The organism is Hymenobacter rubripertinctus, assembly GCF_003583925.1.
Classification (GTDB): Bacteria; Bacteroidota; Bacteroidia; order Cytophagales; family Hymenobacteraceae; genus Hymenobacter; species Hymenobacter rubripertinctus.
In genome coordinates this window covers 1-22,454 of record NZ_QYCN01000020.1, presented here as the reverse complement: position 1 = coordinate 22,454, position 22,454 = coordinate 1, and the positions used below count along the sequence as shown (strand labels likewise).

Below are 22,454 nucleotides of genomic sequence, written 5' to 3'. Positions count from 1 at the left end.
TTTGCCCGACTACCGCTTTGGCGTCTTCTACTCAGGAGGCCTGAATAGCCAGCATACGGTTCCAACTCCGGCCGCGCCGCCGTATCTTTGGCCTCTGCTTTCCCAAAATCTGCTGATCTGATGCACCTATTTCGTTCCTGGGTACCGGCCCTGGGCCTGCTGGCTACCGTGGCCCTGGCCCCGGCCTGCCAGCGCGGGGCTTACCAGGCCAAAGCGCAACTGGCCCCCGTTACGGCCCAACCCGTAAGCGCCGTCCTGGCCGATAACGCGCAGGCGGTAGCAACCATCGCGCCCTACCGCCAGCGGGTGGTGGAGCAGATGACGGCCGTACTGGGCACCGCGCCGGTGGCCATCACCAAGAACTCCGGCGAGTCGCCGCTGGCCAATTTTGTGGGCGACATCCAGCGGGTGCGGGCCAGCGCCGAGTTGGGCCAGCCGGTGGCCTTGGGCGTGATGTCGAATGGGGGGCTGCGCGCCCCGATTCCGGCCGGAACAGTTACGCTGGGCTCCGTGTTCGAGCTGATGCCCTTCGAGAACGAGCTGGTGGTGCTGGATGCCCCCGGCAACGTGGTAGAGCAGCTGTTTGCCTATTCCGCCCGCCTCAAAATGGCCGTTTCGGGGGCTACCTACACCATCGGACCCGATGCCAAGCCCCAGAACATCCTGATCGGGGGGCAGCCCTTCAACCCGGCCCAGACCTATCCCATTGCCATTTCCGACTACCTGGCCGGGGGCGGCGACGGCATGGTGTTCTTCAAGGCCCTCCCGCCCCGGGGCACGGGCGTGCTGCTGCGCAACGCCATTGCCGACTACATCAAGGACCAGACCCGGCAGGGCAAACCCATTGAGGCCCGCGTAGAGGGCCGGGTGAAATAAACTACGGCTGACGACTGAATCAGCGTTGTTTCACTGATTCAGTCGTCAGCCGCCTCTTCATCGGCCAGCTACCAGCTACTCAGCCGGAAAAAGGCATGTGGTTGCCGGGTGCGAACCGGAGCCTCGTCGGCCCCGCTGCTTTTTCCTCTTTTCTTATCCGTGGCCTGATGCCTGCGTCAGTGTCATCTCCTAAATCTGCCCCATCTGTGATCAATCGGCGCGAATTTCTGAAGTATACCGGCCTGGGTGTGGCCTCGTTGGGGGTGTTGGGCGCGGGGGCCGTGCCGGCCGCGGCCGCCGATAGCAAACCCGTGCGCCTGACTATCCTGCACACCAACGACATGCACTCCCGCATCGAGCCCTTCCCCGAAAATGCGGCCCAGTGGGCGGGCATGGGCGGCATGGCCCGGCGCGCGGCCCTCATCGAGCAGGTGCGCCGGCAGGAATCCAACGTGCTGCTGCTCGACTCCGGCGACATCTGGCAGGGCACGCCCTACTTCAACTTCTTCCAGGGCGAGCTGGAGTACAAGCTGATGAGCCAGATGGCCTACGACGCCAGCACCCTCGGCAACCACGATTTCGACAACGGCCTGGAAGGCCTGCAAAAGCAGCTGCCCCACGCCACCTTCCCCTTCCTGATTGCCAACTACGACTTCACGGATACCTTGCTGGCCGGTAAATTTCAGCCATATAAGGTGTTCGAAAAGCAGGGCATCCGCGTCGGCGTGTTCGGGCTGGGCATTGAAATGGCCGGGCTGGTGGCCGACAAGAACTTCGGGGCCACCAAGTACCTCGACCCCGTGGCCGCCGCCAACGCTATGGTAGCCAAGCTGCGCGGAGCCGAAAAGTGCGACCTGGTCATTTGCCTCTCCCACCTGGGCTACAAGTACGAAAGCGCCAAAATCGACGACCGTAAGCTGGCCGCCCAGGTCAGCGGCATCGACCTTATACTAGGCGGCCACACCCATACGTTCCTGGAAGCGCCCGATTCCGTAGCCAGCCCCAACGGCCAGGCCACGCTCATCAACCAGGTGGGCTGGTCGGGCATCAACCTCGGCCGCCTCGATTATTCCTTCGAGCGGGGCCACCGCCGGCCTACGGTGGCCGCTACGGCCGTGCTCCCCATTACGGCGGCCTAACCGCCACGCCAGAGGAGGGACGTGGTAAAACCGGGTGAAATACAAGCACCGGGGGGATTTTTTGTCTCCTTAGTTTTCCACATTTTTGTCTCCCTCCAAAAAAAAGCCCCGGCTCCGGCCCTTTGCTGTCCTGTTAGCTGCCTCACCTGCCCCCATATTGTTTTTGCCTTATTTGATTGATGCTGAAGGATTGCCAAACCGTCTGGGCCAACTGTCTTCGCGTCATCAAATCAACGATTGGTGAGCAGAGCTTCCGCACGTGGTTTCAACCCATCGTGCCGGTGCAGCTGCACAACAATGTGCTCCTGATTCAGGTGCCGAGCACGTATTTCTACGAGTTTCTCGAAGAGCACTACGTGGAGGAACTCAAGCGGGCCATCAACCAGGAGCTGGGTCCTGATGGCCGCCTGGAGTACAGCATTGTGGTGGACCAGGGCAACGCCCAGCAGAAGCCCCGCACGCTCAACCTGCCCACGGCCCGCCGGGCGGCCGGCCCGGCGGCTTCGGCTACGCCCGCCGCCCGGGCCATGGAGTACAGCGCCCAGACGGCCTCGGCCCGCAACGTGGCCGCCGCCGCCGTAATGCCCGCCCCCACCCCGGCCACCCTGCGCAACCCCTTCGAAGCCAGCAAAACCATTGAGCGCGACTACCTTAAGTCCCAGCTCAATACCACTTATACCTTCGAAAACTACATCGAGGGCGACTGCAACCGCCTTTCGCGCTCGGCTGGGTTGGCCGTAGCCAACAAGCCCGGCACCACCAGCTTCAACCCACTCATGATTTACGGGGGCGTGGGCCTGGGCAAAACCCACCTGGTGCAGGCCATCGGCAACCACATCAAGGCCACCAACACCGATAAGTTCGTGCTCTACGTGTCGGCCGAGAAGTTCACCAACCAGTTCATCGAGAGCCTGCGCTCCAACCAGGTCCAGGACTTTGCCAACTTCTACCTGCTGGTTGATATCCTGATTCTCGACGACGTGCAGTTTCTCTCGGGCAAAGACAAAACCCAGGAGATGTTCTTCCACATCTTCAACCACCTGCACCAGGCCGGCAAGCAGATCGTGATGACCTCCGACCGCCCCCCGCGCGATTTGGTGGGCCTCGAAGACCGGCTGCTCTCCCGCTTCAAGTGGGGCCTGACGGCCGATTTGCAGAGCCCCGACTTTGAGACGCGGATGGCCATCATCCAGAACAAGATGCAGCAGGACGGCATTGATATTCCGCCCCAGGTGGTGGAGTACCTGGCCCACTCGGTGAACACCAACGTGCGGGAGCTGGAAGGCGTGCTGATTTCGCTGGTGGCCCAAAGCAGCCTCAACCGCCGCGAAATCGACCTGGAAATGGCCAAGCAGGCCCTGCGCCACATTATCGAGGAGGTGGAGGCGGAGGTGAACATCGACTTCATCCAGAAAACCTGCGCCGAATATTTCAGCGTGCCGCTGGACCTGCTCAAGGCCAAAACCCGCAAGAAGGAAGTCGTAACGGCCCGGCAGGTAGCCATGTACTTCGCCAAGGAGCACACCAGCCATTCGCTTAAAAGCATTGGGCACCACTTCGGCGGCCGCGACCACAGCACGGTCATCCACTCCGTCCAGACGGTTTCCGACCTGATTGATTCGGATAAATCGTTCCGCAACACCATCGTGGAGCTGCGCAAGAAGTTCGCCGGCAGGTAATTCTACTCAGCTGTTAGCTGAAGTTCAGAAAACCTATTTGCCTCGCACAAAACCAGGCCCCGTACTCGGTTAAGTACGGGGCCTTATTCGTTTTTTCAGCTAACAGCTCAAGAAAAAAACTTACGCCTGGGCGTCGCGCAGGGCGATGTTGTGCTTGGTGGCGAAGGCGCGCACCTGCTCGCGCATGAGGCGGCGGCGCTTGACGCCGCGCACCTGGCGCAGGCTCATGGCGTGGGTATTGCCGTCCTGGAGCTGCACGCGCAGCTGCTGCGCTGCGAGTTCGAGCGAGGTGATGCCCTCGGCCGGAAAAGCCTGCTTGGCCCGAAACAGCCCGTCTTTGTGCACGATGTAGCCGGGGGTGAACTCCAGGTAGCTCTGGGTGCCGAAAATGGGCGAGTTATGCACCAGCACGTAGCCCAGGTACACGAGGCTGAACACCAGGAACACGTAGTGCAGAAAGTGCATGTCGCTGGCACCTGCGCCCGTTACGATAAGCGAAATGGTGTAGGCCACCCACATCAGGCCCAGAAAAATCTGCCCCCAGAAAGGAATGCGTTGCGTGTTGGCGGGCCGGAGACGAATGCGGGTAGAAGCTGGGTGCATAAAAGCAAAAAAGAACCGAGGGAGAGCGTAAAAGTAAGGAGTTGTTTTTAGTTGCCGGAATTATGTTGCTGCTGCAACCGCGCCGCTACCAGTTGCAGCCCAAGGCTGTCCTTGAGCAGCTGCGAGATAGGGCAGTTTTCCTTAGCCGTTTCGGCGTACTGCCGGAACTCCTCCGGCGTCAGGCCGGCCACTTCGGCTTCAGTGCTCAGCTGGATGCCCACCACTTTCGGTACGTCGCCCGACGTATCGACCACGGCCTTCGACTCGGTCTGGATGCGCTGGGCGGGGGTGCCGGCCAGGCTCAGCAGCCGGGCCAGAAAAATGGTGAAGCAGCTGGCGTGGGCCGTGGCCAGCAGCTCCTCGGGGTTGGTGCCCTTGCGGCCCTCCACCAGCGCCCCGGCGGCGTAAACGGCCCGCACGGCCCCGCTCTGCGACCATACTTCGCCGCTGCCCGCCGCAATATCGCCGTGCCAAAGGGCATTGCCCCGTTGATAAGCCATGTGGTAATTCCTTGAAAAAGTGAAATGCCCGCGGGCAAAAAAACGGCGCGGCGGACCGGCTACTGCCCACCCGCCGCGCCGGCTACGGTCGTTTACTTGAGCTTGGCCGAGGCCAGCTCCATTTCGGGCACGCCTTTCAACAGCACCGACATGGGGCAGTTTTCCTTGGCATACTCGGCCTGCTGCTGAAACTCCTCCTGCGAGAGGCCTGCCACCTCGCCCTCGGTGCTGAGGCTGATTTTAACGACTTTCGGCACGTCGCCCGACGTGTCGAGCGTCACCTTCGATTCGGTCCGGATCTGCTGGACCTGCTTGCCAGCCTTGGTCAGGTTACCGGTCAGGAACATGGTGAAACAGCCGGCGTGGGCTGCCCCGATGAGTTCTTCCGGGTTCGTGCCCTTCTCGCCTTCAAAGCGGGCCCCAACCGAATAGGGCGCCTGCACCGTACCGCTCTGGGTCGAAAGTTCGCCGCTGCCTTTAATGTCGCCGTTCCAAACAGCGTTGCCTCGTTGATGCGTCATAAGGAATTGTTTTGAGTATGAGAGGAAATGGTAAGTTTACCGAACAGGGTACGGCAGAAGCGTACAGAAAGATGAGAAGAGAGCTTCATTGTCCCTGATTCCCGCGCCAGTCGTTGCCAGAGCAGCAAGCTGCCGGATGCTACCCCATATTAGACTCTTTACTAGTTCAGCTACTGCCGATGGGCCTGAAATCCTCCCTGTCCCGACCCCTGGCCGCTTACGTGGCGCAGCAGTACCGCCGCTGGCAGCAGGACCCCATCGGTACCCAGCAGCGGGTGCTGCGCGACTTGCTGGCCCAGGGCGCCCGCACCGCCTTCGGCCACGACCACGACCTGGCCTCCGCCCGCACCGCCCAGGACCTGGCCGTCCGCGTCCCCATCCGCGACTATGAGGCCTTAAAGCCCTATTTCGAGCGCGTGAAAGCCGGCGAGGCGGAGGTGCTCTGGCCGGGCCGACCGCTGTATCTGGCCAAAACCAGCGGCACTACCTCCGGGGCCAAGTACATTCCGCTCACCCAGGCGAGTATTCCCAACCACCTCAACGGAGCCCGCGACGCGCTGCTCCACTACGTACACCGCACCGGGAAAAGCCGTTTTCTCGACGGGAAGATGATGTTTCTCTCGGGCTCCCCGGAACTGGAGCGGGTCAATGGCCTGCCCGTGGGCCGGCTCTCGGGCATCGTCAACCACCACGTCCCGGCCTATCTGCGCCGCAACCAGTTGCCGGGCCACGAAACCAACTGCATCGAGGACTGGGAAACCAAGCTCGACCGCATCGTGGACGAAACGCTGCCGGCCCCGATGACGCTCATTTCGGGGATTCCGCCCTGGGTGCAGATGTACTTCGACCGGATTGTGGCCCGCACCGGCCGGCCGGTAGGGGAGGTGTTTCCGCAGTTCGACCTGTTCGTGTACGGCGGGGTGAATTTCGAGCCTTACCGCAAAAAACTCTTCGACACCATTGGCCGTCCCGTTGACAGCGTGGAGCTGTTTCCGGCCTCCGAGGGCTTCCTGGCCTTCCAGGATGAGCCTGGCAACCCCGGTCTGCTGCTGCTGCTGAACGCCGGTATTTTCTACGAATTTGTCCCGGCGGAGCGGTTTTTTGAGCCCAACCCGCCCCGCCTGACCCTGGCCGAGGTAGAACTGGACCGGCAGTACGCGCTGGTGCTCACCAGCAACGCCGGGCTCTGGGGCTACAGTCTCGGCGATACGGTCCGGTTCGTGAGCCGGTATCCGTTTCGGGTGGTGGTATCGGGCCGCATCAAGCATTTTCTGTCCGCTTTCGGCGAGCATGTCATCGGGGAGGAAGTGGAGCAGGCTCTGCGCGACGCTATGCGCCAGCACCCGGAAGTGGAGGTAGTCGAGTTCACCGTCGCTCCCCTGATCAGCGACGACCCCGCCGTGGCCTCCCGCCACGAGTGGCTCGTCGAATTCGCCCGCCCGCCCCACGACACCGCCGCTTTTGCGGCCACCCTCGACGCGGGTTTGCGGCAGCGCAATACCTACTACAATGACCTGCTGGCAGGTAATATCCTGGTTCCGTTGCGGCTCACCCCGTTGCCCGCTGGCGCTTTCCGGCATTATATGAAACGCCACGGCAAGCTGGGTGGGCAGAATAAGGTGCCGCGCCTGAGCAATGACCGGACCCTAGCCGACGGACTGTTGGAGGGCTGTAGTTACTGAAAGCGGCATAATTTTGGATTTTTGGCAGTCAATAATGTTTCTTTTTCAGGAAGATCAGCCTGAATACAGTTCAGTTGACGCTTCTTTGCAGGACTTTCAATAAATGTTACCATAGTTGACTACTTTTAGCAGCAAGTAGGATCAGCGTTTGATTTTTTTCAATTCCAACAACAAATCTTACCTTGGAAGCCAGTTTAATCTCACTAAACACTTTTTCACTCACATGCGGAAAATTTTATTAACTGCGGCTCTGGTCGCGCCCGCCCTGTTGCAGCAGGCGGCCGCACAAGATCGGCAAATCTCCGGCCGGGTAACTGATCGGGAAACCGGTCAGGGACTGCCGGGGGTAACGGTACTTGTGAAGGGTACGACCATCGGGGTGTCAACCAACTCCGATGGCTCGTACACGCTTAGCGCACCGGCCTCCGCCAGTACGCTAACATTTTCTTCTATTGGATTTCTTCCGATAGAGCGTCCTATCGGAACTTCCTCCTCCATTGACATCGGGCTGGTTACCGACTCCAAGCAGTTAGGCGAGGTGGTGGTAAGTGGTCTGGCTTCCAACGTGAAGCGCTCCAACCTGGCCAACAACGTTGCCTCTATTTCGGCTAAGGAGCTGGTTGGCAACACGCGGGCCGCTACCGTGGACCAGGCCATGTATGGCAAGCTGTCCGGGGCCGTTATCACCCAGAACAGTGGTGCGCCGGGTGGTGGTCTGTCGGTGCAGCTGCGCGGGCCGTCCTCAATTTCCAACAGCACGGAACCCCTCTACATCATTGATGGAGTGTACGCCAACAACTCCTCCTACGATTCGGGTCGGGGCTCCAACGCCTTCACCGCCGCCGGTGGCAACCGCCAGGACGGTTCCACCAACCGGATGTCGGACATCAACCCGGACGACATCGAGTCGATCGAAGTTCTGAAAGGGTCGTCGGCCGCCGCTATTTATGGTACGCGGGCCAACAACGGCGTAATCATCATTACCACCAAGCGTGGCAAATCCGGCCGCACTCAGGTTGGCTTCCGTCAGGATGTTGGCGTTGCCACCATTCTGCGCCGGTTGGGCCAGGAAGACTGGACTGAGAGCAAAATCCGTAACTTCGGCCGCCTCCGTGGTACGGGTACCGTAGCCGGTGAAATAGCGCGTCTGAATGCCGCGCAGGCCGCCGGGCAGATCTACGACTACGAAGACGAGATTTTCGGCAACGTCGGTTTCCTGAGCAATACCAACCTCAACGTTTCGGGCGGTAGTGATAAAATTCGCTACTACATCTCGGGCTCGAATGCCGACGAAGGCAGCATCGTGAAGAATCTGGGCTTCCGCCGCAGTTCTATCCGGGCCAACCTGAACGCCGACATTACCAAGAACCTGGAAATCGGCACGCAAACCAACTACACCAACGCGTCGAACCAGCGGGGCTTTACCAACAACGCCAACAACGACGCTTCGGTAAGCTACGCGTTGCCCTACTTGCCGAGCTACGCCAACCTATTCCCGGTGAACGGCGTGTATCCGGACAACGAGTACGGCGGCGAAAACCCGCTGGCCATCCGCGACCGGGCGGTAAACGACGAGAAAACCAACCGCTTCATCCAGACCGGAACGCTCAACTATTACTTCCTGCGTAACGACCGCACTTCGTTGCGGCTCAACGTGCAGGGGGGTGTCGATTACACCCTGACGGAGCAGGAACTATATCTGCCGGATGACTTGCAGTCTCAGCGGGCCAATGCTAACCCGGGTGCTTCCCGGTATTCCAAAAACCGGCAGCTCAACACCAACCTGAATACCATTCTGGTATTGAATCATCAGATTGGTAAAATAGGCCTCACGTCGCAGGGTGGTTTCGTGCGCTTGACGCAGAACTTTGACGGCTCCTACACCCAAGGGGAAGGTCTGATTCCCGGCACGCGCAACCCGGCGCTGGCTAAAATCCAGACCCTGGGTCAGTCTTTCACGCGCAATACCGACGTGGGCGCTTACTTCCAGCAGGAAGCTAACTTTGATGACAAAGTGGTTGCCACGGTAGGTATCCGGGCGGATAAGAGTACTTTGAATTCGGAAGAAAACAAGCTCTACTACTTCCCGAAAGCCTCGTTGGCCGTAAACATCGCCAACTTCGATTTCTGGACGGTTGACCCGATCAGCCAGTTCAAGATTCGGGCTGCGTACGGGGAAACCGGCGGACCAGCAGGTTTCGGCGACTATTTCAGCCGCCTGTTGAGCGTTAGCGTCGACAACCGCTTAGGCCTGCGGAATTCCACGCTCATCGGTTATGATAAAGTGGCTCCGGAACGGGCTACCGAGCTGGAAGGCGGCATTGACCTGGGCTTCCTGGAAAATCGTCTGACGCTGGAGGCTACCGCTTACCGCAAAAACGTAAAGGGTCTTATCCTGACTTTCCCACTGGCACCCTCCACTGGCGCTACCAGTGTAACTGGTTTCCCGATTGGCGACATGGTCAATAAGGGCATCGAACTGGGCCTGGCAGTAACGGCGGTTGATCAGCCCAACTTCCGCTATACCAACCGTACGCAGTTCTGGTTCAACCGTACGGAGGTAACCAAGCTGGACGTTGGAACGCAGATCGTAGGTCCAGGCTTCGGGAACTCCTTCGGGCGGAATCAGCTCAAGCTCAACGAGTCGCCGACCCGCTGGTTCGGTGCCCCGCTGGTCAACGGCGAGCTGACCCCTTACGAGGAGTCGCAGCCGAAATACCAGATGACGTTTGCTAACAACTTCACCATTCTGAAGAACATCGACTTCTCTTTCCTGATTCACGTGAAAGAGGGCGGTTACAACAGCACGCTGACCCAACTGCTCTACGACGAAGGGGGTACGACCAAGGATTACAGCAATGCCCCAGAGACTGCCGCCGACGGTACAGTAACCACCCTGGGGGAGCGTCGCTACAATCAGGGTACTGAAGGGTTTATTCAGGATGCCAGCTACATGAAGCTGCGGGAGGTTTCCTTGTACTACACCTTCAAGAAGGAAGCGTTGGGCGGCACTTTGGGCCGAGCAGTAGAGCGCGTAAAAATCGGGGTTTCCGGGAACAACTTACTGCTGATCACACCTTATAAAGGAGGCTATGATCCGGAAGTTTCTACTTTCGGTAGCCGCCCGGTAGGAGGAAACATTGACCTGGCCGCTTTCCCTAGCTCCCGGCGCATGTTCTTCCACTTGGCCGTCGATTTTTAAGCCAACCCTGGTCATTCCTTCCTCTCTTAACTTCGCTGAAGCAGATGTATAAAAATTTAACCAAAGCATTGTGCCTGGGTGGTATGGTGCTGTCCTTAGGGTCGTGCAGTTTCTTTGAACTGGACGATGTGACGGACCCCAACTTTCCGGACCGCACCTCCTTCCTGGATAACCCAACCAAATCGCAGCTGGACTTTCTGGCCACGGGTACTTTTTCCGACATCCGTACCAATGGTAGCGGTACCGGACAGGGTATTCTGCTGGCTTACCAGGTGCCGGGCGTAATTGGCCGGGAAATTTATGTGTTGTCGACCTCGGACAACCGTTACGTGACGGAGTTGCTGGGCATTCAGCCCATCGACAATGCCAACTACCTGAGTGGTTATTTCGGTTCGTACTCCTCTGCCCGCCGCACGGCCCGTACCCTGGCGGATGCAGCTGCTAAGAGCCCGCAGATTTCCGACGAGCAGCGTAATGGCTACCTGGGCTTCGCCAATACGGCTGAAGCGTACGCTATGCTGATTCTGTCGGATCTGCAATACAAGAATGGTTTGCGGATTGACGTGACTGATCCTTTGAAGCCGGGCAAAATCAAGCCGTATCCGGAAGTACTAGCTGCTATCAAGGCAAAGCTGGACCTGGGTGCCAGCCAGTTTGCCAATGCGGGGGCTACGCTGCCGTTTCCGGTACCATCCGGCTTCACCAATTTCAAGACGCCGGCCACCATGTTGCAGTTCAACCGGGCGTTGGCAGCTCGCACGGCAATTCGCTCCAATAGCTATGCAGAAGCACTGACGGCAGTACAGGCCAGCTTCTTCAGCTTAACGGCTGCGCCTACGGCTGGTCCGTCGTTCAACTACGGCGGAGCGAGTCCAGATGTGTTCAACTCCCTGTTCCAGGTAGTGAACAGCAAAGGTTCTACGGTCGTGGTAGCACATCCTTCTTTCGTAACCGATATCCGCCCCGGCGATACCCGGATCAGCAAAGTGCGCAAGCGCGACCTGCGTTCCACTACGGGCTTGAGCTCGGAGTATGAGCCAGCGCTCTACGCCAACAACACTGCTCCGATTCCGGTTATCAAGAACGAGGAGCTCATCCTGATTGCGGCCGAGGCCTACCTCAATACCGGTAAAAAAGCCGATGCCGTAGCTGCCATCAACGTACTGGCGAACTTCTACAAAGTAGCTCCCGTTACCGTTGCTGATTCGGATGCAAAGTTGCTGAACGAGATTCTCTATCATCGCCGCTACTCGCTCTTCTATGAAGGCCAGCGCTGGGTTGATTTGCGTCGTCTGAACCGTTTGGGTGACATCACCCCGGAAACGACTTCCGATGGCAAAAAGACGAGTATTTTGGAGCAAATGCCGCTTCCTTTTGCTGAAGTTCAGTGGGACGTAGCTAATCCGTAAGCTGTATTACAAGCCCACAAAAAAAGCCCTCCGCAGATGCGGAGGGCTTTTTTTGTGGCTATAAGCTAACACTAGCTCTGCATCAGATACCCCTTGATATACTCCTCCAGGTCTCCGTCCAGCACGTTCTGCACGTCGGTGCGCTCAATGCCGGTGCGCAGGTCCTTGATGAGCTTGTAGGGGTGGAGCACGTAGTTGCGGATCTGGGAGCCGAAGTCGATGCGCTTCTTGCCGGCTTCCACCACGTCGCGGGCGGCGTTGCGCTTGTCCATCTCGATCTGGTAGAGACGGGACTTGAGCATGCGTAGCGCGTGTTCCTTGTTCATGAGCTGGCTGCGCTCAATCTGGACGGCGATGATGATGCCGGACGGGGCGTGGGTCAGGCGGACGGCCGTTTCCACCTTGTTCACGTTCTGGCCGCCGGCCCCACCCGCCCGGAACGTGTCCCAGCTGATGTCGGCCGGGTTGATTTCAATGTTGATGGTGTCATCAATCACCGGGTAGGCAAACACGGAGGCGAAGGAGGTATGCCGCCGGCCGCTGCTGTCGAAGGGTGACATGCGCACCAGCCGGTGCACCCCGATTTCGCTTTTCAGGTAGCCGTAGGCAAACTGGCCGTCGATTTCCAGGGAGGCAGATTTGATGCCGGCCCCTTCCCCGGGCTGGTAGCTGAGCTGGCGCACGGTGAAGCCCTGCTTCTCGCCCCACATGATGTACATGCGCATGAGCATCTCGGCCCAGTCCTGGCTTTCGGTACCACCGGCCCCGGGGTTGATGTCGATGACGGCGGAAAGCTGGTCCTCCTCGTCGGAGAGCATGCGCTTGAATTCCAGGCGCTCCACCGACTGCTCGGCGACTTTGAATTCGCGCTGCATCTCCTCCTCGGGCACGTCGCCTTCGCGGTGAAACTCGTAGAGCACCTCCACGTCGTCGACCTGCTTGGATACGCCCTCGTAGTCGTCGGTCCAGACCTTGATGCCCTTTAGCTCGCGCATGGTGGCTTCGGCCTGTTTCGAGTCGTCCCAGAAGCCGGGCGCGGTGGTCTGGGCCTCAATTTCTTCTACCTGTTCTTTGCGGGTATCGTAGTCAAAGATACCTCCTCAGGGCCTCAGCGCGGCCCTTCAACTCCTTCACCTGGTCGTAGGTCATGGAAAAAAAGTGTGAATGAAAAATGACGTTCCGCCATCCGGATAACTCCGGGGGGCCGGGAACGAGAAAGGTCAAAGGTGGCAAAAAAATACCCGGCAAACGAAGCGAAGCCACGGGCTCCGACTCATCTGCCGGGCAGTTACGCGCACGAGGAAGGCGTTACACGCGCACCATCCAGCCGTGGGTATCGGGGGCTTCGCCGCTGCGGATGGCCGTGAGGGCTGCCGCCGCACGGCGCGAGAAAGCATCAGTCGGGGGCACGGGCAGGGTATAGTCTTCGCCCTGGTAGCCGATGACGGCAATGGAGGCAATGGTAGCGGCCGTGCCCACACCGAAGGCTTCCTGGAGGGTTCCGTTGGCCTGGGCGTCGAGAATTTCCAGGGCTGACACTTTCCGCTCCTCCACGTCCATACCCCAGTCGCGGGCCAGTTGGAGAACGCTGCGGCGGGTGATGCCGTCGAGGATGGAGGTGCTCAGGGCGGGCGTTACGAGGCGGCCATCGATGATGAAAACGGCGTTCATCGTGCCCGACTCCTCCACGTACTTATGCTCCGAGGCATCGGTCCAGATGAGCTGGTTGTAGCCTTCCTGCTGACCCAGCTTGGTGGGGTACATGGCCGCGCCGTAGTTACCGGCGTTCTTGGCAAAACCGGCCCCGCCCTCGGCCGAGCGCACGTAGCGCTCCTCGAAGCGCACGCGCAGCGGCTTAGGGTAGTACAGGCCCACCGGGCAGGTGATAATCATGAAGCGGTACGATTCCGAAGGGCGCACGCCCAGCATGGCGTCGGTGGCAAACATGAAGGGGCGAATGTAGAGGGCGCTGCCCGCAAAATCCGGCACCCAGCCCGTGTCCAGGCGCACGAGCTGCAAGAGGCCCTGCATAAATATTTCCTCCGGCAGGGCGGGCATGCACATGCGCTCGGCCGAAGCGTTGAGGCGGTGGAAGTTATCCAGCGGGCGGAAAACGGATACCTCGCCGGCCTTGTTCTTATAGGCCTTCATGCCCTCGAAAATCGACTGGCCGTAGTGAATGGCCGAGTTGGCGGGGCTCACGGTCATCGGGCCGTAGGGCAGAATCTGGGGCTCCTGCCACTCGCCGTCGTGGTAATCCACCACCAGCATGTGGTCGGAAAACGTTTTGCCGAAGTCCAAGCTAGCGAAATCCACCCCGGGCAGGCGGGAGTTGGTGGTGCGCTGCGTCGGGATAGTCAGGGTGTCAAGCATAGAAAAAGGGTGGGGCGGGGTGAAAAATTACCGGGAAAACCTTGCCACCAACTGGCAACGACCTGCCCGGTGGGCGGGGGAGGGTGGGAAAAGGACGGAAACCTAAAGATGCAGAATTTCTTCCGAACACTCGTTAGGTTGAGCAGGGGCCTGGCTTACATCCGGGGCTCCCATTTCACCTCTTCCGCGTCCAGCTCGTAGGCCATCTGGCGGCTGAGCACGAACAGATAATCCGACAGCCGGTTGAGGTACATCACCACCAGATCGGCCACGAAGGAATCCTCGCGCAAATGAATGACGAGGCGCTCGGTGCGGCGGCACACGCAGCGGGCCAGGTGGGCAAACGACACAGACTGATGGCCGCCGGGCAGCACGAACACGCGCAGCTCGGGCAGCGTCTCGTTCATGCGGTCCATTTCCTGCTCCAGCAACGCCACGTCCTCGGCGTGCAGGTCCGGAATCTTCATCTTCGACTTCTCCGGGTCGGAAGCCAGGGAAGCGCCGATGGTGAACAGCCGGTCCTGGATTTCCTTGAGCAAAGCGCGGCGCCCGGCATTCACGGGCTGGTCGCGCAGCAGACCGATGTAGGAGTTGAGCTCGTCCACGGTGCCGTAGCAGTCGATGCGGAGGCTGGATTTGGGCACGCGGGTGCCGCCGATGAGCGAGGTCAGGCCCTGGTCGCCGGTTTTGGTATAGATTTTCAAGCGGGGAAGGCGAAAAAAGGTGGAATAGAAACCTAGTACCTCCAACCCCCCGGAAATGTTGGGCGGCGGGGCCTAATGGTTGGCGAGCTGACTGGCCGGGGTGTTGTGGTTTACCTCGTCCGACTCCACCAGTCCGTCGCGCAGGCGCACGATGCGGTGGGCGTGGAGGGCAATATCCTCCTCGTGAGTCACCATAATAATGGTGTTGCCACGGGCGTAGAGGGCCTCGAACAGCTCCATAATCTCGTGGCTGGTGCGGGTGTCGAGGGCGCCGGTCGGTTCGTCGGCCAGGATGATGCTGGGGTTGTTGACCAGGGCGCGGGCAATGGCCACGCGTTGGCGCTGGCCACCGCTAAGCTCGTTGGGCCGGTGCAGGGCCCGGTCGGCCAGCCCCACGCTGCGCAGGGCCTCGCGGGCCATATCGTGGCGCTCACTCTTGCCGTAACCGGCGTAGATGAGGGGCAGGGCCACATTGTCGAGGGAGGTGGCGCGGGGCAGCAGGTTGAACGACTGGAAAACGAACCCGATTTCGCGGTTGCGCACGTCGGCCAGCTGGTTGTCGCTCATGTTGCTGACGTCCTTGCCGTTGAGGATGTACTGGCCGCCGGAGGGCGTATCGAGGCAGCCCACGATGTTCATGAGCGTCGATTTGCCCGAGCCGGACGGCCCCATGAAGGCAACGTACTCGCCGCGCTGAATGGTGATGGTCACCGATTGCAGGGCGTGAATTTCCTCGGCTCCCATGCGGTAGACCTTGGAAATATCAGTGGTTTCGATAACGGGAGGCAGCATAACCGAAGGGTCCAGGGTTAGTTCCAGGGGGCGGCGGCGGCGGCGTGGGCCGCGCGGCGGGCCGCATACTCTGTACGAAAGGTACCATAATCCGCGGGGGAAAGCAACGTGCCCAGGCGGTAAAGCGGCGACTCGGCGTACTCCGTGAGGCCCACCGGCACGGCCGCCAGCACGTAGGCCCTGAGCAGGGGCACCGACTGCGGGTTGTAGTCGATGCCGCGCAGCAGTACGTTGTAGGCGGCCGCAAAATCCTGGCGGCGGGTGTGGAAGGCGGCGGCGGCTACCAGGCCGTTCTCCCCGAAGGGCGCTTCCCGCACCAGCTCGGCATACAGGCGGGCCGCCTGCTCGGGCTGCTTGTCGGCTTCGGCCAGCGCAGCGCGGAAGTAGAGGCGCTGGAACGCATGGAAGCCCCGGAAAGTGCCCTGCTGCACCAACTGGCGCAGCTCCGGCCACTGCCGGCCGCGCACGTACAGCTCCCCCCGCAGCACGTTCCAGGGCGAAGCCGTAGCGTCGGCTGGTTTCGGCGCCGAAGCCAGGGCCTGACGTACGGCCGCCAACTGGCCGGCTTCCAGGACCCGGGGCAGCTGAGCCCGCAGGGCCACCGCCCGCAACGCGGGGTCGGCCACGCCGGCGGCGGCGGGCAGCAGGGCCGCAGTGGGCAATTCGTCGCCGCGCAGCACCAGGTACTGCACCCGCACCGAGTCGGGAGCCTGGCCGTAGCTCGTGCGCAGATCAGGAGCCAGCGCCGCCAGCAGCAGGCGGCCGGCCGGCGAAGCGGGAGCGCGGCGGGCCACCTGGCGGGCGGAGTCGGGCTGGTTGGTGAGGGCCAGGGCGTAGGCTTCAGGCAGGGCGGCCGGGGCGGAGCCGTTTTCGCGGGCTTCCTGGAGGCGCAGGGCGGCCGGGGCGGGCAGGTGCTGGTCGAGCAGCCAGAGGCCCTGGAGCTGCTGGTAGTAGGCCGTGGCCGGGCCGGAACCGGTGGCCAGGGGCAGGATGGTCGTCTGGGCGGCTACCGGCCGGCCCCCGTAGTGCTGGGTGAAGGCCCGCAGAAACCTCAGCTGATCGAGGTAAGGCGCGTTGGCGGGCTGGGCGGCCAACGCGGGCAGCAGCGGCAGCAGCGCGGTGTCGCCCCGCACGGCGCGGTTCAGGCCGTCGTGGTAGAGCAGCGCGAAGCGGATGCTGGTGAGGGCGGCGGTGGAGTCGGGCAGGGCGGTGGCGGGGGCGGGCTGACCGGTGAGCTGGGCCAGCAGCAGGGCATTGCTGCGGAAAGCTGCCGACGCAGCGGGGCCGGTGCTCGTTACCAGCGCCCGGGCCTCGTTCCACTGCTGCTGCCTGATGCGGTAGGCCAGCTCGTTGGCGGGCAGCGTGGCGTCGTCGGGGTTGGCGGCCCGGGCCCGGTCGCGGTAGAAGGCCACCGAGTCGCGCAGGGCGGAGCGGGAGTAGAGCTGGGCCAGATCGGCGTTGAGGGCCGCATTGGCCGGGTTGGCCCGCAGGCCCGCGCGCAGCACGTCCAGGTGGTCGAAGAAGTCCTTGGGCTCGTTGTAGAGGGCCGCCAGCCGCAACGAAATCCGGGGCGAAGGGCGGCGGTCGAGGGCCCGGCGCAGGATGTTGATTTCGTTCTGGCGCTGGAGGCGGAAGCGGTAGAGGGCGGCCCGGCCCAGGCTGGCCTTGTGGTTGTGCTGGTCGAGGGCGTCGCTTTCGGCGTAGTAGCGCTCGGCCAGCAACGCCCGGGACAGGTCGTCGGGCAGCAGCTCGCTTTCGAGGCGTGAGAGGTCGCCCAGGTTGTTGAACGAGGCCGCCTGCACCTGATCAATGAGGAAAAAATTGTTGCGCATCGTGACGGCCACCAGGGCCACCAGCGTGAGGGCGTACAGGGCGTAGAACGGCAGGCGGCGGGGCTGGAACACCACCCGGTACACGGCCTTCTTCTGGCGCAGCAGCGGCCCGAAGTTCAGCAGTACGTAGAGCAGAAACGCCGTGCCCCCGCACAAAAAGGCCAGGGCCGTGAAGTCGCGGCCGGCTTGCAGGAGCGGGTCGTTAGCGGTGGCCAGGGCGTAGCCCAGCACGGCGGCGGCCAGCAGCACCAGCACCAGAAACAGCAGGCGGGCGGCCGGCAGCGGCACCCACTCGCCGAACGTGGCGGCCCGGCGCTCCAGGCCCAGCCAGCCCACTGCCACGGCCGGCACCAGCAGCAGGTAGGGGTCGAGGTAGAGGCCGGGCACCAGCACCAGCTCGCTCTGGTTGAGGTAGTAGAGCAGCAGCGCCCCCAGGTAGAGGCCGCCGGCCAGCAGCAAGGGCAGCAGGCCGTAGCGGCCGGCGGGCGTTTCGGCCTGGGTGTTCAGCCAGAGCAAACCGTGCACGTTCTCAAAGCACACCCACAGCACCAGCAGCCCGAAGGCCACCGCCCCGCCCACCGTGAAAAAGGCGCTCAGGTGCAGGGCCGTGAGGTCGGCCGGGTTGGGGTTTTTCAGAAACAGCACCCCGCCCAGAACTGCCACCAGGACCGCAAACGTGGCCAGTCGAGTCGGGAAAGAGGTTTCCGGCCGGAAGGCGTGGAAATAGTAGGCCGGGCCGCCCAGCGCCCCCAGGGCCAGGAGCAGAAAATACCGCTTGCCCACCGCGAATACCGCCAGCAAATCCGCGTTCAGCGACATCAGCAGGAAAATCACCAGGGCCATACCGGCCACGAAAACCAGCCGGGGAAGGCTGGTAATAGCGGCCAGAAAGTAGGCCAACGCCACGCCCAGCAGCAGCACCAGGCCCAGGGCCGCGCCCGGCCGCAGGAAGGGGCCGGCCACGTCGTAGGTCTGGGTGATGAGGTAGCTGTTGGCCTGCACCGGCAGTTGGGCCAGACCCACCATCACGCGGGCCACGGTGGTGGGCACGGGCGTGAGCTGGACCACCGGGTGCAGGGGCAGCACCGCGTCTTCAGCCGTAAAAAAGTGCCAGCCCGCCAGCCCTATGGCCAGGGCCGCGCACACGGCCAGCACCAGCAGCGGCACCGACCAACGGCCGGCCCGGCCCGGCACAGGGGCCGCACCGGCCCCAACAACGGAGGTGGAAGGAAGGGGCGTCAAGCGTTAGTCGAGGACTTTGGGTACGCGGAAATAGTCGGAATCCTTGCGCGGGGCGTTGCTTAGGCCGGCCTGGTGGCTCACGCTGTTGCGGGCCTCATCGGGGCGCAGCACGTTGATTTCCTGCGACAGGTGCACGAGCGGCTCCACGTCGGTCGTGTCGAGCTGGCGGAGCTGGTCTACCCAGTCGAGGATTTTGTTCAGGTCGCCGAGCATCTGCTGCTCTTTGGTGTCGTCGAATTCGAGGCGGGCCAGATGGGCCAGGCCGCGCAGGGTAGCCAGGTCGGTGCTCACGGATAGAAAGAAAATACGGGTGAAAGAGCCGCAAGATACGGCGTTCGGCGTCGGGTGCCGCCTTTTTACTTTCCGCCCACCACCCGTCTGCGGCCATGCGCCCCCGTACGGGCATTCTGCCCCGTCGCACGGTGCCGAAGCATCCGCCCCGGGGAGCTGGCCCGCCCAGGCCAAAGGCCACGAGCACCAGGTAGGCAGGCTCAGAAAAACGTGGTAGTCTGCCTACCTATCAGGTAGGCAAGTTCAGAAAAAAGTGGTTGCCTGCCTACCTGTCAGGTAGGCAAGTTCAGAAAAAAGTGGTTGCCTGCCTACCTGCTGCTGTTAGGCGGTAGCTCCAGCGGGGCGACACCGACGGGTGAGCGAGTCGTGCCGCCCCGCTGGGGCTACCGCGTAACGGCCGTTACCTGGTTGGGCAAACGGTTGGTAGCTGCCCATAAGAAAGCAGCAGACGCTATTGGCCCGATGCAGAGACGCATTTTTGCGTCCCGACACCGGGCCAACATATTGAAAACGGCCGCCGACGGCTACTAGGCCGGGCTTTTCTGCCGGCTGGCCGGGTGCGGGGCTGGCTCCGGTGGGCTGGGGGGCGTGGCCCGCCAGGTGCTGGCTTCGGGCAGGCCGCCGGCTTCGGGGCGCAGGGCGCTGGCAATGGTGGCCTGGGCCTGCCGGCGCAGGGCGGGCGCATCGGCGGCGGTGAGGCCGGTGGTGGCAATGGGGGCGTGCACGATGATGGCCAGCGGGGAGTAGCGCACGCGCAGGCCACCCACATCGGGCAGGAAGCGGTGGTTGAGGGGCATTGTGATGGGCACGATGGGTACGCCGGCCGCAATGGCGAGCTGGAATGCGCCATCCTTGAACTCCTCCAACTCGCGGCCGGCCTGGCGGGAAATCTGGCCCTCGGGGAAGATGATGACTGCCCGGCCTTCCGCCAGCACCCGGCGGGCCAGTACCAGCGCCCGGCCCCGGCTCACGGCGCTGTTGCGGTCGACGGTGAGGTAGGCGCGCCCGAAAATCGGCCCCCAGAGCGGAACTTTGGCCAGGGAGCTTTTGCCCAGCACATTCAGCCAGCCCGGCAGGGTGCGGAACAGGAGCGGAATATCAATCAGGGAACTGTGGTTGGCCACGTACACGGCGGGCCGGCCGGCGGGCAGCACGTTTGCGCGCCCGATGGTTTCCACCGGCATCCCCCACATCAGGATAAAGAAGTGCGACCAGCCCCGGTTGAGCGCGTGCAGGTACCGATGCCCGGCCGGCCACTTGCTCAGCGCCCACTGCACCGGATACGTCAGCACGAAGGGCAGCACAAACCAGAACGTGGCCCAGGTGGTGTAGAGCCGGTGACCGATATATCGAAACAGACGCGCCATAAGGTATCGGGTGAGGGGGCGAAACGCGGATCAGGAAAAATAATTTCCAGGAGAAGGGCCGCAACTTCGGCGTCCGTTGCTAAAGAACAGATGAAGGCTGGAACTGCCCGGCTGTTCCGGGCCTGCCCCCACCGGGCCGGGCCTACACGCCCAGCAGCCGGGCCGCCTTAAGCAAACCGGCCACGCTGATGGCATCGGTAATGCGGTTATCCATCACCAGCTGCACGGCCTCGGCGAGGGGCAGCTTCCAGAGGCGCAGGTCCTCGGTTTCCTCCGGCTCCGTATCGCCCTGCTCCAGGTCCTGGGCCAGAAACACGAAGCCTTCCTCGTCGGTCACGGAGTTGGAGGTGTGCAGGCGCATGATGTTGGTCCAGCGGGCGGCGTGCAGGCCGGTTTCCTCGCGCAGCTCCCGCCGGGCCGATTCGAGCACGTCGAGCGCCACGGGGCCGCCGCCCATCGGAATTTCCCAGCTGTACTCGCTGAGCGGGTAGCGGTACTGGCCCACCAGCCAGGTGTTGCCCTGGGCATCCACGGGCACAATGCCCAGGGCCTTGTTTTTCATCGACACCACCCCGTAGATGCCCGGGTTGCCGGCGGGGTTGATGATCTGATCCTCCCGCACCCGGATCCAGGGGTTCTGGTACACCGTTGCCGAGCCCCGGGTCTGCCAGGGGTTGTGGTTCGGGTCGAAGTCGGGGGCGGAAGAAGCCATAAGCAGCAAGTGAAGCGGAGCGAAGAACGGGGCGAAGGTACGGCGGGAACCCGGGTTGGCGGCCCCCGCACTTTCTCTCGCCGGGCGGAAGGCTCCATTGACCGGGTCGGGCCGGGCATTGGTCCAATAAATCCAAACGCCACCCCGCCACCGTATACTTTTGACTTACTAATTATTCAGCGCGGGTAGGGTTTATGGAAAGGAAGGCGCTTCCCGCGTAGTGTTGGTTCCTGGCAAAAGGAGTAGGGTGGATGAATGATATTTTGCCAGCCAATGCGAAGGAAAAGGCCGCTGCCCCTGGCAGCGGCCTTTTTATTTTGCCCGCCACGGTGGCGGAGGCCCGCGCCGCCGCTAACCCGCTGCCCGCCAGGCCCCGGCAGTGGCCCGCCCAAATCCTGTAAGCGCATCGGGCCAACCCCCGGGGAAACGTGCCCGTACCATAGCCTGACCAGTCGTTCACATTCCGGCTGGCGCTCCGTACGCTATGGCTAACCAATCGAAAAACCAGTCCATCCCGCCCCAGGAAGGCGACCCATTATTCAATCTGAAGCACGCCGAAGCCGAAGCGGAACTGGCCAAGAAAAACGGCGGTCTGGGACCCACGACCAACGTATACACCACCGAAGCCGAAGAAGCCAACATCGACGAAGGCCCCCGCGACAGTCAGGGTGCCCGCCGGGGCGAGCAGAACCCCGGCCGCGAAGGCTCCAACGCCGGCACCCACCAATAACTGCCTGAGTCGGGCCGCATGTTTGCCGCCCCCCCCATACCTGCAAAGCCTGTTGCCCGAGCGTACCCGCGTTAGGCAACGGGCTTTTTTGTGCCAGCTTTGCGGCCCGCTACTTCCCCCGACTACCCAACGCCGAACTCCCCATGCTACTCGTCACTCATACCGGCCAACCCCTGGAAGCGGGCCTCGATGAAGCCGGCCGGGGCTGCCTGGCCGGCCCGGTTTTCGCCGCCGCCGTTATGCTGCCCCCCGATTTCGCGCCCCAGTTTCTCAACGATTCCAAGCAGATGACGGCCCGCCGCCGTGAGCTGGTGCGCGAAGCCATCTGCCGGGAGGCCGTGGCCTGGGCCGTGGGCGAGGCCTCCACCCAGGAAATCACGGCCCTCAACATCGCCCAGGCCAGCTACCTGGCCATGCACCGGGCGGTGGCCCAGCTACGGCCCCAGCCTACCCACCTGCTCGTCGATGGCAACCGGTTCAAGGCCCACCCCACGCTGCCCCACACCTGCATTATCGGCGGCGACGGCCTCTACCGCAGTATCGCGGCGGCCTCGGTGCTGGCCAAAACCTTCCGCGACGACCGGATGCGGGCGCTGGCCGCGCAGTATCCGCCCTACGGCTGGGAGCAGAACGCGGGCTACCCTACTGCCCGCCACCGCGCCGCCATCCGGGAGCACGGCCCCACCGAGCACCACCGCCTGGGCTTCCGGCTGCTGTGAGGGAAAAAGTTGAGGAGTGAGGAGTGAGGAGTGAGGAGTGAGGAGTGAGGAGTGAGGAGTGAGGAGTGAGGAGTGAGGAGT

Annotated in this window: 19 protein-coding genes; 8 read left to right on the top strand and 11 right to left on the bottom strand. The window is 62.3% G+C overall.

All coding sequences use genetic code 11. The annotated features are described in order from the left end of the window. The first annotated feature begins 120 nt into the window (after nt 1-120). The 3 genes from D0T11_RS13560 (at nt 121) to dnaA (ending at nt 3,694) form a co-directional block, all read left to right on the top strand. Nucleotides 121-876, top strand: coding sequence for a 5'-nucleotidase C-terminal domain-containing protein (locus D0T11_RS13560; protein ID WP_119656336.1), 756 nt, complete (start codon nt 121-123; stop codon nt 874-876). Between the two features lie 209 nt (nt 877-1,085). Then, complete coding sequence (locus tag D0T11_RS13555) at nt 1,086-2,015, top strand: bifunctional metallophosphatase/5'-nucleotidase (RefSeq protein ID WP_119656397.1); 930 nt, start codon at nt 1,086-1,088, stop codon at nt 2,013-2,015. A 179-nt stretch (nt 2,016-2,194) separates the two neighbouring features. Next, the gene (dnaA, locus tag D0T11_RS13550) at nt 2,195-3,694 is read left to right on the top strand and encodes a chromosomal replication initiator protein DnaA (protein ID WP_119656335.1); all 1,500 of its coding nucleotides are present in this window, start codon (nt 2,195-2,197) and stop codon (nt 3,692-3,694) included. A 120-nt stretch (nt 3,695-3,814) separates the two neighbouring features. Here the strand turns inward: dnaA and D0T11_RS13545 are convergent, their stop codons facing one another. The 3 genes from D0T11_RS13545 to D0T11_RS13535 form a co-directional block, all read right to left on the bottom strand. After that, nucleotides 3,815-4,297, bottom strand: coding sequence for a hypothetical protein (locus tag D0T11_RS13545; RefSeq protein ID WP_119656334.1), 483 nt, complete (start codon nt 4,295-4,297; stop codon nt 3,815-3,817). Nucleotides 4,298-4,344: 47 nt separating this feature from the next. Beyond that, on the bottom strand, nt 4,345-4,797 hold the full coding sequence (locus D0T11_RS13540; protein WP_119656333.1) for an OsmC family peroxiredoxin: 453 nt from the start codon (nt 4,795-4,797) through the stop codon (nt 4,345-4,347). Nucleotides 4,798-4,889: 92 nt separating this feature from the next. Further along, nucleotides 4,890-5,318, bottom strand: a complete 429-nt coding sequence (locus tag D0T11_RS13535) for an OsmC family peroxiredoxin (protein ID WP_119656332.1) — start codon at nt 5,316-5,318, stop codon at nt 4,890-4,892. A 179-nt stretch (nt 5,319-5,497) separates the two neighbouring features. Between D0T11_RS13535 and D0T11_RS13530 the strand changes: the two genes are divergently transcribed. The 3 genes from D0T11_RS13530 (at nt 5,498) to D0T11_RS13520 (ending at nt 11,611) form a co-directional block, all read left to right on the top strand. Then, the gene (locus tag D0T11_RS13530; RefSeq protein ID WP_119656331.1) at nt 5,498-7,000 is read left to right on the top strand and encodes a GH3 family domain-containing protein; all 1,503 of its coding nucleotides are present in this window, start codon (nt 5,498-5,500) and stop codon (nt 6,998-7,000) included. Between the two features lie 223 nt (nt 7,001-7,223). Then, nucleotides 7,224-10,202 carry a SusC/RagA family TonB-linked outer membrane protein gene (locus D0T11_RS13525; RefSeq protein ID WP_147374652.1) on the top strand — a complete coding sequence of 993 codons (2,979 nt, stop codon included), beginning with the start codon at nt 7,224-7,226 and terminating at the stop codon, nt 10,200-10,202. Nucleotides 10,203-10,246: 44 nt separating this feature from the next. After that, a complete protein-coding gene (locus tag D0T11_RS13520; protein ID WP_119656329.1) occupies nt 10,247-11,611 on the top strand; it encodes a RagB/SusD family nutrient uptake outer membrane protein in 1,365 nt (454 codons plus the stop codon). A gap of 71 nt (nt 11,612-11,682) precedes the next feature. On the opposite strand, the gene prfB is transcribed toward D0T11_RS13520, so the two are convergent. From prfB to D0T11_RS13480, 8 genes are all read right to left on the bottom strand, one after another. Further along, nucleotides 11,683-12,760, bottom strand: a protein-coding gene (gene prfB / locus D0T11_RS13515; protein WP_119656328.1) for a peptide chain release factor 2 whose coding sequence is annotated in 2 segments (ribosomal slippage) — nt 11,683-12,699 and nt 12,701-12,760 — 1,077 coding nt in all. Because the reading frame shifts where the segments join, the coding sequence is not laid out codon by codon here. A 159-nt stretch (nt 12,761-12,919) separates the two neighbouring features. After that, the gene (locus tag D0T11_RS13510; RefSeq protein WP_119656327.1) at nt 12,920-13,984 is read right to left on the bottom strand and encodes a branched-chain amino acid aminotransferase; all 1,065 of its coding nucleotides are present in this window, start codon (nt 13,982-13,984) and stop codon (nt 12,920-12,922) included. 155 nt (nt 13,985-14,139) lie between these two features. Further along, a complete protein-coding gene (locus D0T11_RS13505) occupies nt 14,140-14,688 on the bottom strand; it encodes a cob(I)yrinic acid a,c-diamide adenosyltransferase (protein WP_119656396.1) in 549 nt (182 codons plus the stop codon). 72 nt (nt 14,689-14,760) lie between these two features. Beyond that, on the bottom strand, nt 14,761-15,480 hold the full coding sequence (locus D0T11_RS13500; protein ID WP_119656326.1) for an ABC transporter ATP-binding protein: 720 nt from the start codon (nt 15,478-15,480) through the stop codon (nt 14,761-14,763). A 17-nt stretch (nt 15,481-15,497) separates the two neighbouring features. After that, nucleotides 15,498-18,554: a tetratricopeptide repeat protein gene (locus tag D0T11_RS13495; protein WP_147374651.1), complete on the bottom strand. Its 3,057-nt coding sequence runs from the start codon at nt 18,552-18,554 to the stop codon at nt 15,498-15,500. A gap of 3 nt (nt 18,555-18,557) precedes the next feature. Then, entirely contained in the window at nt 18,558-18,845 is a 288-nt protein-coding gene (gatC, locus tag D0T11_RS13490) for an Asp-tRNA(Asn)/Glu-tRNA(Gln) amidotransferase subunit GatC (protein WP_119656324.1), read from the bottom strand. A 527-nt stretch (nt 18,846-19,372) separates the two neighbouring features. Then, on the bottom strand, nt 19,373-20,212 hold the full coding sequence (locus tag D0T11_RS13485; protein WP_119656323.1) for a lysophospholipid acyltransferase family protein: 840 nt from the start codon (nt 20,210-20,212) through the stop codon (nt 19,373-19,375). 142 nt (nt 20,213-20,354) lie between these two features. Continuing rightward, nucleotides 20,355-20,924 (bottom strand): NUDIX domain-containing protein, encoded by a 570-nt coding sequence (locus D0T11_RS13480; protein ID WP_119656322.1) that lies wholly within the window; start codon nt 20,922-20,924, stop codon nt 20,355-20,357. Between the two features lie 484 nt (nt 20,925-21,408). On the opposite strand from D0T11_RS13480, the gene D0T11_RS13475 reads away from it, so the two are divergent. Both D0T11_RS13475 and D0T11_RS13470 read left to right on the top strand, forming a co-directional pair. After that, on the top strand, nt 21,409-21,654 hold the full coding sequence (locus tag D0T11_RS13475) for a hypothetical protein (RefSeq protein WP_119656321.1): 246 nt from the start codon (nt 21,409-21,411) through the stop codon (nt 21,652-21,654). A gap of 143 nt (nt 21,655-21,797) precedes the next feature. Beyond that, entirely contained in the window at nt 21,798-22,373 is a 576-nt protein-coding gene (locus tag D0T11_RS13470; protein WP_119656320.1) for a ribonuclease HII, read from the top strand. Nucleotides 22,374-22,454: the final 81 nt, after the last annotated feature.

What these genes read in the sequence shown, in the direction of transcription:
- D0T11_RS13520 (WP_119656329.1), top strand. Translation starts at nt 10,247, where the DNA reads ATGTATAAAAATTTAACCAAAGCATTGTGCCTGGGTGGTATGGTGCTG.
- D0T11_RS13485 (WP_119656323.1), bottom strand. Translation starts at nt 20,212, where the DNA reads ATGGCGCGTCTGTTTCGATATATCGGTCACCGGCTCTACACCACCTGG.
- D0T11_RS13535 (WP_119656332.1), bottom strand. Translation starts at nt 5,318, where the DNA reads ATGACGCATCAACGAGGCAACGCTGTTTGGAACGGCGACATTAAAGGC.
- D0T11_RS13545 (WP_119656334.1), bottom strand. Translation starts at nt 4,297, where the DNA reads ATGCACCCAGCTTCTACCCGCATTCGTCTCCGGCCCGCCAACACGCAA.
- D0T11_RS13530 (WP_119656331.1), top strand. Translation starts at nt 5,498, where the DNA reads ATGGGCCTGAAATCCTCCCTGTCCCGACCCCTGGCCGCTTACGTGGCG.
- dnaA (WP_119656335.1), top strand. Translation starts at nt 2,195, where the DNA reads ATGCTGAAGGATTGCCAAACCGTCTGGGCCAACTGTCTTCGCGTCATC.
- D0T11_RS13470 (WP_119656320.1), top strand. Translation starts at nt 21,798, where the DNA reads ATGCTACTCGTCACTCATACCGGCCAACCCCTGGAAGCGGGCCTCGAT.
- D0T11_RS13560 (WP_119656336.1), top strand. Translation starts at nt 121, where the DNA reads ATGCACCTATTTCGTTCCTGGGTACCGGCCCTGGGCCTGCTGGCTACC.
- D0T11_RS13500 (WP_119656326.1), bottom strand. Translation starts at nt 15,480, where the DNA reads ATGCTGCCTCCCGTTATCGAAACCACTGATATTTCCAAGGTCTACCGC.
- D0T11_RS13480 (WP_119656322.1), bottom strand. Translation starts at nt 20,924, where the DNA reads ATGGCTTCTTCCGCCCCCGACTTCGACCCGAACCACAACCCCTGGCAG.
- D0T11_RS13475 (WP_119656321.1), top strand. Translation starts at nt 21,409, where the DNA reads ATGGCTAACCAATCGAAAAACCAGTCCATCCCGCCCCAGGAAGGCGAC.
- D0T11_RS13525 (WP_147374652.1), top strand. Translation starts at nt 7,224, where the DNA reads ATGCGGAAAATTTTATTAACTGCGGCTCTGGTCGCGCCCGCCCTGTTG.
- D0T11_RS13540 (WP_119656333.1), bottom strand. Translation starts at nt 4,797, where the DNA reads ATGGCTTATCAACGGGGCAATGCCCTTTGGCACGGCGATATTGCGGCG.
- D0T11_RS13510 (WP_119656327.1), bottom strand. Translation starts at nt 13,984, where the DNA reads ATGCTTGACACCCTGACTATCCCGACGCAGCGCACCACCAACTCCCGC.